Genomic DNA, 17,766 nt, shown 5'->3' with positions numbered 1-17,766 from the left:
AAGGCTATTTTGGGTTGAAAAAAGATTATTGTCACTTCTTTTATAAATGCTGCTCAAAATAGCCTAATCTTGGTGGAGGTGAAAATGTGAAACGAATCATTGGAGTAGACATAGGAAATTCTTCGACCGAGTCTGCCTTAGCTGAAGTGCAAGATGATGGAAGCATTCACTTTCTTGCCTCAGCCATTGCGGATACAACAGGTATCAAGGGGACCAAGGAAAATGTCCACGGGATTTATCAATCTCTGAGGAAATTGATGGAGCAAACACCGCTTGAGTTGGGACAAGTTGATTTGATTCGGATCAATGAAGCGACGCCTGTTATCGGCGATGTTGCCATGGAAACCATCACAGAGACGGTCATTACTGAGTCTACCATGATTGGTCATAATCCCCGTACTCCAGGCGGTCTGGGTCTGGGGATTGGACTGACAGTGGATATTCTCGACTTGGTTCATCATCCGATTGATGGGAAATACATCGTAGTAGTGCCGAAGATTATTGATTTTGACTTGGTTGCCCAGCTGATCAATGCCTATCTAGCCAAGGGCTATCAGATTACCGCTGCCATTTTGCAGGCGGATGATGGGGTTCTGGTCAACAACCGCATTAGCCAGAAGATTCCAATCGTGGATGAGATTCTCTTTATCGACAAGGTTCCTTTGGGCATGCAAGCTGCTGTTGAAGTGGTAGAGCAAGGAAAGGTGATTTCCCAATTATCCAATCCCTATGGCATTGCGACAGTCTTCGGCTTGAGCGCAGAAGAGACGAAAAGCATCGTTCCCATTGCCCGTGCCCTCATTGGCAACCGCTCGGCTGTCGTAATTAAGACACCGGCAGGTGACGTTCAGGCTCGGACGATTCCAGCAGGCAGTATCCAAATTATCGGCAAGGAGCATACCTTAAAGGTGGATATTTCCAAGGGCGCCGATGAGATTATGGAGAAAATTGTCTATGCTGGTGAGATTAGCAATGTTGTCGGAGAAGCGGGAACCAATGTTGGAGGCATGCTGGAGAAGGTGCGCCAAACCATGGCTGACTTGACCGAGAAAGAGCCTTCTGACATTTATATCCGTGACTTACTGGCTGTCAATACTTTTGCTCCGATTTCTGTGCGAGGTGGTGTGGCTGGAGAATTTTCTATGGAGCAGGCTGTCGGCATTGCCTCTATGGTAAATTCCGACAAGCTGCAAATGTCCATCATTGCCCAAGAAGTCGAACGAGAGCTGGGTATTACCGTAGAAATCGGTGGAGCAGAAGCTGAATCAGCTATCCTTGGGGCTCTGACTACACCAGGGACGGATCGCCCCTTGGCTATTTTGGACTTAGGAGCAGGCTCGACAGATGCTTCCATTATCGATAGCAGGGGTCAAATCTTGGCTGTCCATCTAGCCGGTGCCGGTGATATGGTAACCATGCTGATCAATTCGGAGTTGGGACTGGAAAATCATCATCTGGCAGAGGACATCAAACGATATCCTTTGGCTAAGGTAGAAAGTCTTTTCCATATCCGGCATGAAGACGGGACTGTTCAATTTTTTGACAAGCCGCTGTCTGGAGATTTATTTGCCAGAGTAGTCATCGTCAAGGAAAATGATGAATTTGTTCCTATAGATGATGGAGACTACTCTATTGAAAAAATCAAACTCGTTCGGCAGTCTGCCAAGGAAAGGGTCTTTGTTACCAATGCGGTTCGGGCTCTCAAGCGTGTCAGTCCTACTCAGAATATTCGAGACATTCCTTTCGTTGTCATCGTGGGTGGCTCAGCCTTGGACTTTGAAATACCTCAGCTAGTGACCGAAGCTCTCTCTCAGAATGCCATTGTAGCTGGTCGAGGTAATGTGCGTGGCTTGGTAGGGCCTCGAAATGCAGTAGCGACCGGACTGATTTTGACCTATGTCAGAGAGAAATGGGGGGTCGACTATGGAATTAGCTTATACTAGAAAGCCCACCATTAGGTTTATTGCTACGGACGATGCTCCTGCGGATAAGGTGGCACAAATCGGCTACGGTATCGAAGAGGAAGGTATCCCATTTAGTCTGGTCAGCCCAGATGAACTTAGCGATCCTGTGTCGCTAGCGCATGTGGCTGCAACTCAATCCCAGCTTTTAGTAGGGATTGCCTGTGACGGGCGAGACGCAGTCCTCCATTATCGTAACTTGCCGCTTGAAAAATTTATCTATCGTATCAAAGATTATTCTGCTATACCAGACCATGTCTTGCGCCTGTTTGGCTCAAATGCAGCGCGTTTGGTCAAGGGAGTCCCGTTTAAAAAATCTGACCTGTTAGAAGCATCTTTTTGACTTGTTCCGATCGATTCAAAAAGATGGCCGAGCTAACTACTGAAAAGAGGTGAAATGGATGGCTAGAGATAGAGAGAGAGACGAGCTCAGCAGTCCAGAACTATCAAGCTGGGAAGGAAACTCAGAATTGCAGGACATCATCATCCAAAAAGTCCTTGCCAGATGCCAAACCTTACTGGATAAAGAACCTGTTCTTTTCACAAATATCTATCAGGATGCCTGGGAATTGGTAACAAGGGCCAGACGCAAGGCTGAAGAGCTGGGACTAGCCGTCGTGATAACGGTGGTTGATCCAGCGGCACAAGTCGTGATGACCTATCGTATGGAAAATGCCTTGTTAGTGAGTAACGATATGGCTTATAAGAAAGCTTACACAGCTGTTGGCATGAGGATGCAGTCCAAGGATCTAGCACCTTTAACTCAGCCTGGCCAATGGCTCTACCAGCTGGAAACGATGACTGACAATAAGGTCGTTAGTTTGGCAGGCGGCATTCCTATTTATTGCCAGTCAGAAATGATTGGCAGTATCGGCGTCAGCGGAGGAAGTTCTGAAGAAGACCAGTCCATTGCTGAGTATGCTGTGGGACTGTAGAGAAGCAAGCTAGCTAATTAAATAATATCAGAGGAGAGAATACCACTTGTAATCCATGCTTTGGAGCTAGGGATTTTCTCCTATTTTACGAGCACATTTCTCTTATGCTTTCTTAGAATCTATATTGCGCTGTAGAAGCAATATAGAGGAGAGAGTATAAAGTATTTCGAAATGAAGGAGTATGGAGTATGGAAAAATATCTAGGTGAATTTTTAGGCACCATGGTTCTGATGGTTTTTGGGAATGGAATCGGAGCGTCTATCAGTCTTAATAAGAGTCTCGCAAAAGGTTTCTCTCCCAACTGGTTTACTGTTGTATTTGGCTGGGGCTTGGCAGTGACCTTGGGTGTCTATACGGCAGGATTTTATAATACTGGCGGTCACCTTAACCCAGCTGTCACTATTGCCTTTGCGGTGGGTGGCATCTTCCCTTGGGAACAAGTGGTGGGCTATATCATCGCTCAGATTCTAGGGGCTTTTGTCGGAGCGGCTATTGTAGTGCTCTTCTATTATCCCCATTTCAAAGAAACCAAGGCAGAAGAAGGCAACTCAGTTGGCGTATTTGCTACTGGACCAGCCATCCAGAATCCAGCATTTAATTTGCTCAGCGAGATCGTTGCGACTTTCTTCTTCATCTTTGCACTTTTGATGATAACGCACGGCGAAATCACGCCTGGACTCACTCCACTCTTAGTTGGCTTCCTCATTATGGCGGTCGGCTTGTCTTTGGGTTCGACGACAGGTTTTGCCCTCAACCCAGCTCGGGACTTCGGTCCGCGCCTTGCTTATGCCCTCTTGCCAGTTCCGAATAAAGGAGATGCAAACTGGGCTTATGCTTGGGTGCCAATTGTAGGACCGACTATCGGCGCTGTCTTGGCTGTCTTGGCAGTCAATGTTATGTAATATATAAAATAGTAAATAAGCTAGCCGACCAGTTGAAGCTAGCTTATTTATCTAACAAGTAGCAATGGAAAATTTCAGTTTTCAAAAAACGTTATTTGAAAAAATCACTGTTTTCATTGCTCAGGAGAAAAATATGTCTAAAAAAATTTTTGCGATTAATGCGGGCAGTTCGTCATTGAAATTTCAACTGCTCAGTATGCCCGACGAAAGCCTTTTGGTGAAAGGGATTTTTGAAAAGATTGGCTTAAAGGAAGGTATTTTTAAAATTGAATTTGAAGGTCAAAAAGAAAAGGAACTGTTGGTTATTCCTTCGCATCAATTTGCCGTGGATTACTTGCTGAACTTTCTTTTGGAGCGGAAGCTGATTGCTTCTCTGGACGAGATAGATGGAGTCGGTCATCGCGTAGCTCATGGCGGAGAATCCTTTGATGATTCTGCTTTGATAGATGAGCAAGTGCTATCCATCATTGAGAAGCTGTCTTTCTTGGCTCCTAGTCATAACCCTGTCAACTTGGTAGGGATTCGAGCTTTCCAAAAGGCTTTGCCGGAGACAGGACAAGTGGCTGTGTTTGATACAGCTTTTCATCAAAGCCTTTCAGAAGCTTATTATCTTTATCCTCTTTCCTGGGATTACTATCATAAATACGGTTTGAGAAAGTATGGTTTCCATGGAACGAGTCACAAGTATATTGCTCAAAAGGTACAGGAGATTTGGGAAGGGCAAGGAGAAGCTGCGGAGCATTTGAAGATTATCAATTGCCATTTGGGCAATGGTGCTAGTATCTGCGCCATTAAAAATGGTCAGTCTGTCAATACTTCGATGGGATTCACCCCCTTGGCTGGCCTGATGATGGGCTCCCGCTCAGGTGATATTGACCCTATGATTCTCCCTTTCCTGCTAGAACAGGAAAAATTATCAGCTCAGCAATTAAGTGATGTCCTCAATAAAGAATCCGGTCTGCTAGCGATCTCCCAGCTTAGCAATGATTTAAGAGATGTTTTGGAGGCTTGTGACAGAGGCGATGAAAAAGCTAGTCTAGCAGTTAATATGTTTGTCAACCGTATCGCTCAGACTATTGCAAGCTACATCACAGATTTAGATGGTCTGGATGCCTTGGTCTTTACCGCTGGAATCGGGGAGAATTCAGCCTTGATCCGTAGCTTGGTCGTTCAAAAGCTCAATTGCTTAGGACTTTCTTTGAATAAGGCAGCTAACGAGCAAGGTCAGCTCTTTATTCAAAATTCTCAGTCTAAGTCTAAAATTCTCATTCTTCCAACCAACGAAGAACTGATGATTGCCCAAGATACCATGCGCTTGCTGGATTTTAAGTAGCCGAAAGAGTGATAGAATGTTCAAGGAGTGATAGGTCTTATCAGGAACAGATTTCTTTATTAAGAAGAAAAAAGAAGATTAGTTTATCCTTGTAACATTCGTATTTGAAAAGACAGAGCAATACCTCTGCCTTTTCTTTTTTAGCCTCTAATCTCCTGCCATCTCCCAGTTCTGTAAGCACAGTCTGATGGAGCTTTTTTGCTTTTTTCATTCTTGAAAGATATAGGAAAACATGCTATAATGAAAAGAACATTCTAAAAATCAGAAAGATTATTATATAGTAAGGAAAAAAATGGCGAATATTTTAAAGACTATCATTGAAAATGATAAAGGTGAATTAAGAAAATTAGAAAAAATGGCTGACAAAGTCTTGGCTTATGAAGACGAAATGGCAGCCTTGTCTGATGAAGAACTTCAGGCAAAAACAGAGGAATTCAAGAAACGCTATGCTGATGGTGAAACTTTAGATCAGCTCTTATTTGAAGCTTTTGCGGTTGTCCGTGAAGGAGCTAAGCGGGTATTGGGCCTTTTCCCTTATAAGGTACAGGTTATGGGGGGGATCGTTCTCCATCATGGTGACGTTCCAGAGATGCGTACCGGTGAAGGAAAAACCTTGACTGCGACGATGCCAGTTTACTTAAATGCTCTTGCAGGTAAAGGAGTACACGTTGTCACAGTCAATGAATACTTGACTGAGCGTGACGCGACCGAAATGGGTGAACTCTACTCTTGGTTGGGCCTTTCTGTCGGTATCAATCTGGCAGCTAAATCTCCATCTGAGAAGAAAGAAGCGTACGCTTGCGACATTACTTATTCAACCAATGCTGAGATTGGCTTTGACTACCTGCGTGATAACATGGTAGTCCGCGCTGAAAACATGGTACAGCGCCCACTCAACTATGCCTTGGTCGATGAGGTGGACTCAATCCTGATTGACGAAGCTCGGACACCACTGATTGTTTCAGGACCGGTTTCTTCAGATACCAACCAGCTTTATCATATGGCTGACCACTATGTCAAATCTCTGGATAAGGACGACTACATCATCGATGTTCAGTCTAAGACGATTGGTCTGTCTGACTCAGGTATTGACAAGGCGGAAAGCTACTTCAAGCTGGACAATCTCTACGATATTGAAAATGTTGCCCTGACTCACTTTATCGACAATGCTCTGCGAGCTAACTACATCATGCTCCTTGACATTGACTATGTGGTCAGTGAAGATCAGGAAATTCTAATTGTCGATCAGTTTACCGGTCGGACAATGGAAGGCCGCCGTTACTCTGACGGTCTCCACCAAGCGATTGAAGCCAAAGAAGGTGTGCCGATTCAGGAAGAAACAAAGACTTCTGCTTCCATTACTTATCAGAACCTCTTCCGTATGTATAAGAAGCTGTCCGGCATGACGGGTACAGCTAAGACGGAGGAAGAAGAGTTCCGCGAAACATACAACATTCGTGTTATTCCGATTCCAACCAACCGTCCGGTAGCACGTATTGACCATTCTGACCTGCTCTATCCAAGTATTGATTCTAAGTTTAAGGCAGTTGTTCAGGATGTTAAAGAGCGTCATGAAAAAGGCCAGCCAGTTCTGGTCGGTACCGTTGCGGTTGAAACCAGTGATTATATTTCTAAGAAATTGGTAGAAGCTGGGGTTCCTCACGAAGTTCTTAATGCGAAAAACCACTATAAAGAAGCACAAATTATCATGAACGCCGGTCAACGTGGTGCGGTTACCATTGCGACCAATATGGCCGGACGGGGAACCGACATCAAGCTGGGTGAAGGTGTTCGCGAACTGGGCGGTCTCTGCGTTATCGGTACAGAGCGCCATGAAAGCCGCCGGATTGATAATCAGCTGCGTGGACGTTCAGGTCGTCAGGGTGATCCAGGTGAGTCACAGTTCTATCTATCACTGGAAGATGAGCTGATGCGTCGCTTTGGCTCAGAGCGCATTAAAGCCCTCTTGGATCGAATGAACCTTAGTGACGAAGATTCTGTTATCAAGTCTGGCATGCTGACCCGTCAGGTAGAGGCAGCTCAGAAGCGTGTCGAAGGAAATAACTACGATACGCGGAAACAAGTCTTGCAGTATGATGACGTGATGCGCGAGCAACGGGAAATCATCTATGCCGAGCGCCACGATGTCATTACTGCTGACCGTGACCTCAGTCCTGAAATCCATGCTATGATTAAGCGGACGATCAACCGTATCGTTGATGGCAGCAGCCACTCTGATCAGGATGATAAGATTGAAGCGATTTTAAACTTTGCTAAGTATAACTTGGTTTCAGAAGATTCTATTTCAGACAGCGATTTGGAAGGCAAGTCTGACCAAGAAATCAAAGATTATCTGTTTGAACGTGCATTGGAAGTCTACGACAGTCAGATTGCTAAACTGCGAGACGAAGAAGCTGTACGTGAATTCCAGAAGGTCTTGATTCTGCGCGTGGTGGACAGCAAGTGGACTGACCATATCGACGCCCTTGACCAGCTGCGCAATGCTGTTGGACTGCGCGGTTATGCACAAAATAACCCAGTTGTCGAATATCAAGCAGAAAGCTTCCGTATGTTCAACGATATGATTGGCTCTATTGAGTTTGACGTGACTCGTCTGATGATGAAAGCGCAGATTCATGAGCAAGAGCGCCCTCGGACAGAGCGGGCTATCAATACCACAGCTACCCGCAATATCTCTGCCAAGGCGCCAAATATGCCTGAGAATGTAAACCTGTCTAATGTAAAGAGAAATGACCCTTGTCCATGTGGTTCTGGCAAGAAGTTCAAGAACTGTCACGGCCGCAAAAAGTAAAACATAAAAGAAGGAGAATAGATGACCTTTAAAGCAACTAGTCAACCCATTGATGTGGCAGAAGTTCGCCAACTTGCTAAGCTAGAAGGCGACATGTTAGCTCGCAAGGAAAAGCGTGACCGAGAGTTGGAAGCCATTCTGCGTGGCCAAGATGACCGCATTCTCTTGGTTATCGGTCCCTGCTCTTCAGATAACGAAGAAGCGGTGCTAGAGTATGCCAAGCGTCTATCTGCTCTCCAAGAAGAAGTAAAAGACCGCATTTTCATGGTCATGCGGGTTTATACTGCTAAGCCTCGGACGAACGGAGATGGCTACAAAGGGCTTATTCATCAGCCTAATGCGACTGCCGCTCCTAGTCTGATTAACGGTATCAAGGCAGTTCGCAATCTGCACTATCGGGTTATTTCTGAAACGGGCATGACCACAGCTGATGAGATGCTCTATCCGGAAAATCTGCCTCTGGTAGATGATTTGATTTCTTACATGGCTGTAGGAGCTCGCTCGGTCGAAGACCAGCAGCACCGCTTTGTGGCTAGTGGAGCAGATTTGCCAACGGGCTTGAAAAATCCGACTTCTGGTAATCTCAATGTCATGTTTAACGGCATCTATGCAGCTCAGAACAAGCAGAGTTTCCTATTCGCTGGTAAGGAAGTAGAAACATCTGGCAATCCCTTGGCGCATGCCATCTTGCGCGGTGCTCTGAATGAATACGGCAAGAATATTCCCAATTACTATTATGATAACCTGCTGGATACCATTGCCCAGTATGAAAAAATGGGCTTAGAAAATCCCTTTATCATCATTGATACCAATCATGATAACTCTGGTAAGCAGTATCTGGAGCAGGTCCGTATCGTTCGCCAGACTCTGATTAACCGGGACTGGAATGAAAAGATTAAGGCTACAGTGCGTGGCTTTATGATTGAGTCTTATCTGGAAGACGGTCGTCAGGACGAACCAGAAGTCTTTGGCAAGTCCATTACTGATCCTTGTCTGGGTTGGGCAAATACAGAACAGCTGGTTCGTGAGATTTATGATACATTAGGAAAATAGTATGGCGTTTATTGAAAAAGGTCAGAAGATTGACATTGAGCAGATTAAGTCCAGAACCAGGCTGACTGGTCAGGCCTTGACTCATAAAAACAAGCGAGACCAAGAACTAGCTGAGATTCTCAGTGGGGAAGACGAGCGTATTCTCTTGGTGATTGGTCCTTGCTCATCAGACAATGAAGAGGCTGTGCTGGAGTATGCCCGCCGTTTGTCAGAGCTGCAGAAGAAGGTCGCAGATAAGATTTTTATCGTCATGCGGGTCTATACTGCTAAGCCGCGGACCAATGGGGATGGTTATAAGGGCTTGGTTCACCAGCCGGATACTTCTAAAGCACCTAGTCTTATCAATGGTTTGCAGGCTGTTCGTCAGCTGCACTACCGTGTTATCACAGAGACTGGTCTGACGACGGCTGATGAGATGCTCTATCCGTCCAATCTTGTGCTGGTAGACGACTTGGTCAGCTATCATGCTGTGGGGGCTCGCTCGGTTGAAGACCAGGAGCACCGCTTTGTGGCATCAGGTATTGACGCTCCAGTCGGCATGAAAAATCCAACTTCTGGTAATCTGGGAGTTATGTTTAACGCTGTCTATGCGGCACAAAATAAGCAGACTTTCCTTTTTCATGGCCAGGAAGTAGAAACCTCTGAGAATACTTTGGCTCACGTTATTCTGCGTGGGGCTACCAATGAATACGGTAAGAACATTCCAAATTTCTACTATGAAAATATGCTGGATGCCATTTCCTACTATGAAAAGATGGGCTTGGAGAATCCTTTCATCGTCATCGATACCAATCACGATAACTCCGGCAAACAATATCTGGAACAGATTAGGATTGTACGTCAGACCTTGCTGAATCGGGATTGGAACGAAAAGATTAAGAGAGCGGTTCGTGGTTTTATGATTGAGTCTTATCTGGAAGACGGCCGGCAAAATGAGGCGGAAGTCTTTGGTAAATCTATCACTGACCCTTGCCTGGGCTGGGATAATACAGTTCAGCTCATTGAAGAAATTTACAACACTTTATTTAGATAATTAAGGAAAATTGAAAGGGACAGTCTTGACCTGTAAAGAGGACTAACTGTCGGGTGAAGACGAACTCAGCTGGCGGCCCAGCTGAGTTTTGTCGCCTTTCTAGAGAATGATATGATAAAAGGACACGGAATTGATATAGAAGAGCTGGCTGCCATTGAGCGAGCCTATCTGAAAAATGCCCGCTTTGCAAAGAAGGTGCTGACCGAGGCGGAGCTTTCTCGTTTTGAGGAGTTATCCGGCAAACGGAAAATTGAATTTCTGGCTGGCCGTTGGGCTGCCAAGGAGGCTTTTTCTAAAGCTTGGGGAACCGGCATCGGTAAGCTCAGGTTTCAAGACTTAGAGATTTTAAATGACCGTCAGGGAGCGCCTTATTTCAGCCGGTCACCTTTTACTGGCAAGGTTTGGATTTCGCTCAGCCATGCTGCTGGCCTAGTTACAGCCAGCGTTATTTTGGAGGAAAATGATGAAAGCTAGTCTGCATAGACCCAGCAAGGCAGTGATTGATTTAGCTGCCATTGATTTTAATATTAGACAATTGAGTGCCCATCTGCCTCAGACGACAGAGAAGTGGGCCGTTGTCAAGGCCAATGCTTATGGCCACGGAGCTATTGAGGTTTCTAGGCATATTGAGCCCCTCGTAGATGGCTTTTGTGTGTCTAATATCGATGAAGCCTTGGAGCTGCGTTCAGCTGGCATTGGCAAAAAAATTCTGGTGCTTGGAGTATCAGATCTGGCTGCGCTTCCGCTGGCTAGAAAGGGAAAGGTGTCTCTGACCGTAGCCAGTTTAGAATGGTTGGATCTAGCTTTAACTGCTGAAGAAGACTTGACTGGATTGAACTTTCATATCAAGATTGACTCTGGTATGGGGCGGATTGGTTTTCGAGATAGTCAGGAAGCTCAGGAGGCAATCCATCGCCTGCAGGCTGCTGGGGCTGTAGCGGAGGGAATTTTTACCCATTTTGCAACAGCAGATGAAGCGGAACACCATAAGTTTGAAGCCCAGCTGGCTCGTTTTCATCAGATCTTATCTGAGCTGGACAGTGTTACTCCTCTCGTTCACGCTAGTAATTCCGCCACCTCTCTCTGGCACAGTGAGACCGTTCTAAATGCCGTTCGGCTGGGGGATATCATCTATGGTCTCAACCCCAGCGGAAGAGTCTTGGAACTTCCTTATGAATTCAAGCCGGCCTTATCTCTGGTCTCAGAATTGGTGCATGTCAAAGAAGTTGAGGCTGGAGCAGATGTTGGCTATGGAGCCACCTACACTAGCCAGTCTCAAGAGTGGATTGGTACCATTCCTTTGGGTTATGCGGATGGTTGGACACGGGATATGCAGGGCTTTGATGTCTTGATTGACGGTCAGCGCTGCCCTATTGTCGGCCGCGTTTCCATGGACCAGATTACAGTGCGCCTGCCTCAGTCTTATCCCCTTGGCACGCCGGTTGTGTTGATTGGAAATAGCGGAGCGGAGACCATTACGGCGACAGATGTGGCAGAAAAACGTGGCACCATTAACTATGAGGTGGTCTGCTTGATTAGCGACCGTGTACCGAGGGTCTATAAAGACTAAGCAGATTAATGCAGGGAACCGCTTGAAGTACTTGATAATGTTCTAGCTTGGTCCCTGTCTGTGATGTCAGCAGCGCAGCAGTATCAGAACTGAAAGAGGAATTATGAATTTACACCAACCTTTGACGGTTCTGCCTGGTGTGGGACCGAAATCAGCAGAAAAATTTGCCAAGCTGGGTCTAGAGACTTTGCAGGATTTGCTGCTTTATTTTCCTTTTCGTTATGAGGATTTTAAGAGTAAAAATGTCCTAGACTTGGAGGATGGAGAAAAGGCGGTTGTTTCTGGTCAGGTCGTGACCCCGGCCAATGTCCAGTATTACGGCTACAAACGCAATCGCCTGCGCTTTACCATCAAGCAGGGAGAAGTCGCTCTGGCAGTTAATTTCTTTAACCAGCCTTATCTGGCGGACAAGATTGAAGTGGGAGCTAATATAGCCGTCTTTGGAAAGTGGGACAAAGCCAAGGCTAGTCTGACTGGAATGAAACTGCTGGCTCAGGTAGAGGATGACTTGCAGCCTGTCTATCGGCTGGCTCAGGGAATTAGTCAGGCCAGTCTGGTCAAGCTGATTAAGACTGCCTTTGACCAAGGATTAGACTTGCTCTTAGAGGAAAATCTGCCCCAGCCCCTGCTGGAACGCTACCAGCTAGTGAGCAGAGTTGAGGCTGTGCGGGCCATGCATTTTCCAAAGGACTTGGCGGACTACAAGCAGGCTCTTCGGCGGGTCAAATTTGAAGAACTCTTTTATTTCCAAATGCAACTGCAGGTCTTAAAGAGAGAAACCAAGGCTGTTAGCAATGGATTAAAAATTGATTGGCAGTTGGATGCTGTGGCCGAGAAAAAGCAGAGCTTACCTTTTGAACTGACTTCAGCTCAGGAGCGCAGTCTGACAGAGATTTTGCAGGATTTGCGATCGCCTGGCCACATGAATCGCCTGCTGCAGGGCGATGTGGGAAGCGGAAAGACAGTAGTCGCTGGTCTAGCTATGTATGCTGTTTATACAGCTGGCTTTCAGTCAGCTCTGATGGTCCCAACAGAAATTTTGGCTGAGCAGCATTTTGACAGCCTAGCTCAGCTTTTTCCAGAATTGAAGCTGGCCCTGCTAACTGGGGGAATGAAAGCAGCTGAACGCCGGGAGACCTTGGCAGCGATTGAAAAGGGTCAGGTGGACATGATTGTCGGAACCCATGCCCTGATTCAGGAAGGAGTCCGTTACCATGCATTGGGCTTGGTCATTATTGACGAGCAGCATCGCTTTGGTGTGGAGCAACGCCGGATTTTACGGGAAAAGGGAGACAATCCTGATGTCCTCATGATGACGGCGACGCCTATTCCCAGAACCCTTGCTATCACTGCATTTGGTGATATGGATGTGTCCATTATTGACCAGATGCCGGCGGGACGCAAGCCTATCATCACCCGCTGGGTCAAGCATGAGCAGCTGGAAGTCGTCCTCGACTGGCTGAAAAAAGAGCTCCACAAGGGTGCTCAGGTCTACTTTATTTCTCCCTTGATTGAGGAATCTGAGGCGCTGGATCTTAAGAATGCCATTGCCTTAGAAGAAGAACTGACAGCCTATTTTGGTCAGCAGGTACAAGTGGCTCTGCTTCATGGCAAGATGAAGAGCGAGGAAAAAGAGGCGATTATGCAGGACTTCAAGGAAGGACGGACTGATATTCTGGTCTCTACCACGGTCATTGAGGTCGGAGTCAATGTCCCCAATGCTACGGTGATGGTCATCATGGATGCGGACCGCTTCGGACTCAGCCAGCTTCATCAGCTGAGAGGCCGTGTCGGCCGAGGAAGCAAGCAGTCTTATGCCGTCTTGGTTGCCAATCCTAAGACGGAGTCGGGCAAGCGCCGCATGAAAATCATGACTGAGACTACTGATGGATTCCTGCTGGCTGAAGAGGATTTGAAAATGCGAGGTTCCGGAGAAATCTTTGGCACTCGGCAGTCTGGTATTCCTGAGTTTCAAGTGGCAGACATCGTGGAAGATTATCCGATTTTAGAAGAAGCTAGAAAGGTTGCTAGCCAGATTACGGCTGATTCGAACTGGCGGACAGATCCTAATTGGCACTTGATTGCTCTTCATTTAGACAAGCGAGATTACCTAGATTAAGAGTTCTTTTGATTAAGTTTCCTGCAAGTTATTTATAAGTGGGCTTTAAGTTTGAGGGATTATACTATTGTCAAATCAAAGAAAGAGGTAGGACCAATGACAATGTAAACATCCCTTAAAATCCTGTAACCAAAGCTTGAAGACTAGAAGACTTGCGAGGTATGAGCCACTCAAAGAATAAGAATAATTTAGAATTTTTTCATCATAAATCTCCTAACAAATCACAAGCTTCACCCAATCGGTGAAGTTTTTTTGTATTTGGTTGAAAAGACTTGTTCCTTTCAAATAGTAGATAGGGAATGCTGCCGGATTTCTTTGACTATAAGCTTTCCCTAAGAAATCTATAAGAGATTCTTAAGTTTAGGGCTGTATCCTTATATCCAAGTAAGAACAAAAAGATTAGATACCAAACTTGAAGCTAAACACTCCAAGAGTTTCGTTTTTGCTCTTAAAGGATTAATGATAAGCGAGGTAAAAGCTATGAAAGTTACAATCAAAGTCCACTATCCGAAGACATTTAAGCAAGCTCAGAAAATGGAGGTGACCTATGGTAAGTGATTATATTTTTGAAATTCTAGAGTCTCTGTTTGAGGTTATCTTTTAAGGCTGGCGATTCAATGAATTTGCCCAGTGTTAGAATATGAAAGAGTCAAAAAAGTGCTAAGCAATCTTAGCACTTTTTGATTTAAAGAAAGTAAATAGGGACTTTTTCTCTCAGCCTTCCATATAATCTCGGAGTTCTTGGTCTTTGAGTCCAGCATTCAGGGCGATGAGCAGTTTGATTCTGGCTTTTTGAGCATTGAGCTCTTTGACGAAGAAGATACCAGCCTGGTGCAGCTGAACGCCGCCTCCTTCATAAGCATAGACTGGCTCAGCAATCCCGTTAAAGCAGCGAGAGACCAGAGCGATTGGCAGGCCAGCTGTTATCATATCAGCCAGTTTGTCCGCCACTTCTTTGGGAAGATTGCCAGCACCGAATGCCTCTATGATGAGGCCGTCTATCTTGTCTAAATCCAGCATGTCCAGAAGCTCTGTCTTCATACCTGCATAAGCTGAAATGATGGGCACCAGACCAGAAATGCTGTTCAAGTCGAAGCGGACTCGAGGCTCCGCTGTCTTAAAATAGAGAATTTCCTGCTTCATAATCAAGCCAAGCGGTCCGTGAGTCGGCGTCTGGAAGGTGCTGACATTGGTCGTGTGGGTTTTGGTTACATACTTGGCAGCATGTGCCTCGTCATTCATAACGACAAGCACGCCTTTATCACAGGCTTTTTCATCACTAGCCACCCGCAGGGCTGTCAGGTAGTTATAGACCCCGTCGCTCCCCAACTCATTGGAACTGCGCATAGCCCCAGTCAAAACGACCGGAATCTTCGGCAGCTGCATAGTATCTAGAAAGTAAGCTGTCTCTTCTAAAGTGTCCGTCCCATGAGTAATGACTACTCCGTCAAATTGGTCAGCACTGGCTTTGATTTTCTGGTAAAGTTTGAGCATGTGTTGGGGCGTGATATGTGGACTGGGAATATTAAAAAAGTCAATGACTTCCGTCTCGATCCCCTCAAGCGGAACTGTCACATGGTTCATAGGGTTATCAGCATTGGTAACGACAGCCCCAGAGCCGTCAGCCTGCATGGAAATGGTTCCTCCAGTGTGCAGGATCAAGATTTTCTTTGTCATAAATCCTTTTTCTCCTTGTAGTCATGATGCAGATTCGAAAACATACATTCTGTTTTCATAGAGTTTTCAATCCTATTGCGTGGGTATTACTCCAGTTTTTCTTTTCTGCAATTCATGTGATTGTGTGTCATTTTTGTGTTATAATTTATTGTATCATAAAAGGAAAGAATGAGAAAATCAATGGAAGTAAAGGCCGTCTTTTTTGATATTGATGGGACACTGGTCAATGACAGTCGAACGGTTTTGAAATCTACAGAAAAAGCTATTCAGAGTTTAAAGGAGCAAGGAATATTGGTCGGTTTGGCAACAGGCCGCGGTCCTTTCTTTGTCAAACCTTTTATGGAGCAATTGGACTTAGACTTTGCTGTGACCTATAATGGCCAGTATATTTTTTCAAGAGATAGGGTGATTTCTGCCAGTCCCATTGACAAGCAGAGTTTACGGGATTTAATCGCCTATGCTAAGAAGCATCGGAAAGAAATTTCCTTGGGGACGGCTGAGGCTATGCTGGGCTCCAAGATTATGTCCTTCGGCATGAGCCCTTTCTCCCAGTGGACTAGCCGCTTCATCCCTAAGAGAATGGCGCGAACAGTCAGTCACGGTTTTAATAAAGTCATCAGCAAGGCCCTGCCCCAGCATGAAAAGGATCTCCTGCAGCTGATTCAGGAGCCGATTTATCAAGCTTTGATTTTGGCCAGTCCAGAAGAAAGCCGTAAGATTGAAGCAGACTTCCCTGATTTGAAATTTACCCGCAGTAGCCCCTATGCGGTTGATATTATCAATAAAAACACATCTAAGCTAGAGGGGATTCGCCGAGTCGGCAAGGAATATGGCTTTGACATTCATCAAGTCATGGCCTTCGGCGACTCTGACAATGACTTGGAAATGCTATCGGGAGTTGGTCTGTCCATTGCTATGGGAAATGGAACCAGCTCAGTCAAGGAAGTGGCTAAGCATACGACTAGCAGCAATAGTCAGGATGGGATTCACAGGGCTCTGGAGCATTTTGGCATACTAGCGAGGGAAAAGGTCTTTACCAGCAGCGACCATCACTTTAATAAGGTTAAAGAGTTCCATAGTGTCATGGATGAAAGCACTCAGGAAGAGCCGATTGCTTGGTCGCCTCAGGACGCTCGCTATAGGGCAGGCTTTAAGCTAGAAGAGCTGGTCGAGTTTCTGCGGGCAGCTAGTAACTCAGAGGAAGACTTTGATAGCTCTGTAGCTTATCTCCATAAAGCGCTTGACAAGGCTGCTGACAAGGTTCGCTCCAAGAGTCAGGCTGAGGTTTCTCTAGTCGGTCAGGTAGATGCCTTGATTGATACTCTTTACTTCACTTATGGCAGCTTTGTCCTGATGGGAGTGGATCCAGAGCAGCTGTTCGATATTGTCCATCGGGCTAATATGGGCAAAATTTTCCCAGACGGGAAGGCTCACTTTGACCCCGTCACCCATAAAATCCTCAAACCAGATGACTGGGAAGAAAAATACGCTCCCGAAGGAGCTATCAAAGAAGAACTGGAACGACAGATTCAGGCCTACCAGCGTACCTTAGAGCAGAAAGAAGAAAACAAAGAATAAATACTTTAAGAGCAGATTATTTCTTGGAAATTTTTTGCTCTTTTTTTATTTTATGGTACAATAAGAAAAAAATGTAGAGGAGAGGACGGATGGATCAATACCAAGTTAAGAGCGACCTATCAACAGCAGCTCGTCATGCAACAGCAATCGGAGATGCAAATTTCCTGCAGATGATGGCTATTACTCGAGATTCGCAGACAACTGTTGCTGGAAATTCTAATGCAAATGCAGGGATTTCAAATGTTGAGAGCTTACAAGGGCAGCTCGGGGGACACATTACAAGTATTATTCAGAATGTTCATAGTGTAGCAGCGGAGTTTGAGGATAAGGATGCTATGATTCGTCAAAGTCTGACTACTAACTATTTACCGCCTAAAAAGGAACCGACAGTCACTAAAAAAGATTTAGGTCTGAGTACCTTGACTGCTTTGGAGGAATAATCAATGCAGGAAGATAAGCGATGGACTGCCTTGTTGGCCAAGGAGCGGAGGCTTGCTGATCATGAATGGGAACTCTATCAAAAGTTGGAACAGGCAAAAGCTCAAGAAGAAGATGTATTATGTCAGTTGGATTCTATGGGGACATGGTTTCATGATTTGTCTTATGATTTCGAAGGAAGCCGGTACTATAGCAAGATAGTAGACTGTCAGCTAGATTTTTCTCATCGAAGCAGACAGCTAAAGCTTGATATAGAGAATCAGATACAAAAACTGCGGAAAAAACATCAAAATGCAGAAAATCAACTAGAGGAAGTATACCAAGAGAAGCGTGCCTTAGCTAGCAAGGAGTAAAG

The 17,766-nt window shown here is 45.6% G+C and carries 15 protein-coding genes; 14 read left to right on the top strand and 1 reads right to left on the bottom strand.

All coding sequences use genetic code 11. The annotated features are described in order from the left end of the window. Window positions 1-86 precede the first annotated feature (86 nt). From FOC72_RS07585 to recG, 11 genes are all read left to right on the top strand, one after another. Entirely contained in the window at window positions 87-1,943 is a 1,857-nt protein-coding gene (locus FOC72_RS07585) for a diol dehydratase reactivase subunit alpha (protein ID WP_002896344.1), read from the top strand. Beyond that, the gene (locus FOC72_RS07580) at window positions 1,924-2,304 is read left to right on the top strand and encodes a glycerol dehydratase reactivase beta/small subunit family protein (protein ID WP_002896342.1); all 381 of its coding nucleotides are present in this window, start codon (window positions 1,924-1,926) and stop codon (window positions 2,302-2,304) included. The genes FOC72_RS07585 and FOC72_RS07580 overlap by 20 nt, the downstream gene beginning before the upstream one ends. 58 nt (window positions 2,305-2,362) lie before the next feature. Further along, on the top strand, window positions 2,363-2,896 hold the full coding sequence (locus FOC72_RS07575) for a GlcG/HbpS family heme-binding protein (RefSeq protein WP_002896340.1): 534 nt from the start codon (window positions 2,363-2,365) through the stop codon (window positions 2,894-2,896). Between the two features lie 188 nt (window positions 2,897-3,084). Beyond that, the gene (locus FOC72_RS07570; RefSeq protein ID WP_002896339.1) at window positions 3,085-3,798 is read left to right on the top strand and encodes an MIP/aquaporin family protein; all 714 of its coding nucleotides are present in this window, start codon (window positions 3,085-3,087) and stop codon (window positions 3,796-3,798) included. A 133-nt stretch (window positions 3,799-3,931) separates the two neighbouring features. Beyond that, window positions 3,932-5,131 carry an acetate/propionate family kinase gene (locus FOC72_RS07565; RefSeq protein WP_080557415.1) on the top strand — a complete coding sequence of 400 codons (1,200 nt, stop codon included), beginning with the start codon at window positions 3,932-3,934 and terminating at the stop codon, window positions 5,129-5,131. A gap of 292 nt (window positions 5,132-5,423) precedes the next feature. Continuing rightward, on the top strand, window positions 5,424-7,943 hold the full coding sequence (gene secA / locus FOC72_RS07560) for a preprotein translocase subunit SecA (protein ID WP_002896334.1): 2,520 nt from the start codon (window positions 5,424-5,426) through the stop codon (window positions 7,941-7,943). Between the two features lie 21 nt (window positions 7,944-7,964). Beyond that, the gene (locus FOC72_RS07555; protein WP_002901054.1) at window positions 7,965-8,996 is read left to right on the top strand and encodes a 3-deoxy-7-phosphoheptulonate synthase; all 1,032 of its coding nucleotides are present in this window, start codon (window positions 7,965-7,967) and stop codon (window positions 8,994-8,996) included. Between the two features lies 1 nt (window position 8,997). Beyond that, window positions 8,998-10,029: a 3-deoxy-7-phosphoheptulonate synthase gene (locus tag FOC72_RS07550; RefSeq protein WP_002896330.1), complete on the top strand. Its 1,032-nt coding sequence runs from the start codon at window positions 8,998-9,000 to the stop codon at window positions 10,027-10,029. Window positions 10,030-10,140: 111 nt separating this feature from the next. Beyond that, on the top strand, window positions 10,141-10,503 hold the full coding sequence (acpS, locus tag FOC72_RS07545; RefSeq protein ID WP_002896329.1) for a holo-ACP synthase: 363 nt from the start codon (window positions 10,141-10,143) through the stop codon (window positions 10,501-10,503). Then, complete coding sequence (gene alr / locus FOC72_RS07540; protein WP_032914253.1) at window positions 10,493-11,599, top strand: alanine racemase; 1,107 nt, start codon at window positions 10,493-10,495, stop codon at window positions 11,597-11,599. Before acpS ends, alr begins: the two co-directional genes overlap by 11 nt. Window positions 11,600-11,702: 103 nt before the next feature. Next, window positions 11,703-13,718, top strand: coding sequence for an ATP-dependent DNA helicase RecG (recG, locus tag FOC72_RS07535; RefSeq protein WP_002896326.1), 2,016 nt, complete (start codon window positions 11,703-11,705; stop codon window positions 13,716-13,718). A 714-nt stretch (window positions 13,719-14,432) separates the two neighbouring features. Here the strand turns inward: recG and FOC72_RS07530 are convergent. Further along, window positions 14,433-15,395 carry an asparaginase gene (locus FOC72_RS07530; protein WP_002896325.1) on the bottom strand — a complete coding sequence of 321 codons (963 nt, stop codon included), beginning with the start codon at window positions 15,393-15,395 and terminating at the stop codon, window positions 14,433-14,435. A 180-nt stretch (window positions 15,396-15,575) separates the two neighbouring features. On the opposite strand from FOC72_RS07530, the gene FOC72_RS07525 reads away from it, so the two are divergent. From FOC72_RS07525 to FOC72_RS07515, 3 genes are all read left to right on the top strand, one after another. Beyond that, entirely contained in the window at window positions 15,576-16,973 is a 1,398-nt protein-coding gene (locus FOC72_RS07525; protein WP_032914251.1) for a Cof-type HAD-IIB family hydrolase, read from the top strand. An 89-nt stretch (window positions 16,974-17,062) separates the two neighbouring features. After that, the gene (locus FOC72_RS07520) at window positions 17,063-17,413 is read left to right on the top strand and encodes a TIGR04197 family type VII secretion effector (protein ID WP_002896323.1); all 351 of its coding nucleotides are present in this window, start codon (window positions 17,063-17,065) and stop codon (window positions 17,411-17,413) included. Between the two features lie 3 nt (window positions 17,414-17,416). Next, window positions 17,417-17,764: a DUF3958 family protein gene (locus FOC72_RS07515; RefSeq protein ID WP_002896322.1), complete on the top strand. Its 348-nt coding sequence runs from the start codon at window positions 17,417-17,419 to the stop codon at window positions 17,762-17,764. The last annotated feature ends 2 nt before the right edge of the window (window positions 17,765-17,766 follow it).

This window comes from Streptococcus sanguinis, from assembly GCF_013343115.1.
Taxonomy (GTDB): Bacteria; Bacillota; Bacilli; order Lactobacillales; family Streptococcaceae; genus Streptococcus; species Streptococcus sanguinis_H.
Note: the sequence above shows the minus strand (reverse complement) of the source record. Positions and strands in the feature narration are given on the sequence as shown.

Coding starts and splice junctions, on each gene's coding strand:
- FOC72_RS07580 (WP_002896342.1), top strand. CDS start 1,924: ATGGAATTAGCTTATACTAGAAAGCCCACCATTAGGTTTATTGCTACG.
- FOC72_RS07575 (WP_002896340.1), top strand. CDS start 2,363: ATGGCTAGAGATAGAGAGAGAGACGAGCTCAGCAGTCCAGAACTATCA.
- FOC72_RS07570 (WP_002896339.1), top strand. CDS start 3,085: ATGGAAAAATATCTAGGTGAATTTTTAGGCACCATGGTTCTGATGGTT.
- FOC72_RS07565 (WP_080557415.1), top strand. CDS start 3,932: ATGTCTAAAAAAATTTTTGCGATTAATGCGGGCAGTTCGTCATTGAAA.
- secA (WP_002896334.1), top strand. CDS start 5,424: ATGGCGAATATTTTAAAGACTATCATTGAAAATGATAAAGGTGAATTA.
- FOC72_RS07555 (WP_002901054.1), top strand. CDS start 7,965: ATGACCTTTAAAGCAACTAGTCAACCCATTGATGTGGCAGAAGTTCGC.
- FOC72_RS07550 (WP_002896330.1), top strand. CDS start 8,998: ATGGCGTTTATTGAAAAAGGTCAGAAGATTGACATTGAGCAGATTAAG.
- acpS (WP_002896329.1), top strand. CDS start 10,141: ATGATAAAAGGACACGGAATTGATATAGAAGAGCTGGCTGCCATTGAG.
- alr (WP_032914253.1), top strand. CDS start 10,493: ATGAAAGCTAGTCTGCATAGACCCAGCAAGGCAGTGATTGATTTAGCT.
- recG (WP_002896326.1), top strand. CDS start 11,703: ATGAATTTACACCAACCTTTGACGGTTCTGCCTGGTGTGGGACCGAAA.
- FOC72_RS07530 (WP_002896325.1), bottom strand. CDS start 15,395: ATGACAAAGAAAATCTTGATCCTGCACACTGGAGGAACCATTTCCATG.
- FOC72_RS07525 (WP_032914251.1), top strand. CDS start 15,576: ATGGAAGTAAAGGCCGTCTTTTTTGATATTGATGGGACACTGGTCAAT.
- FOC72_RS07520 (WP_002896323.1), top strand. CDS start 17,063: ATGGATCAATACCAAGTTAAGAGCGACCTATCAACAGCAGCTCGTCAT.
- FOC72_RS07515 (WP_002896322.1), top strand. CDS start 17,417: ATGCAGGAAGATAAGCGATGGACTGCCTTGTTGGCCAAGGAGCGGAGG.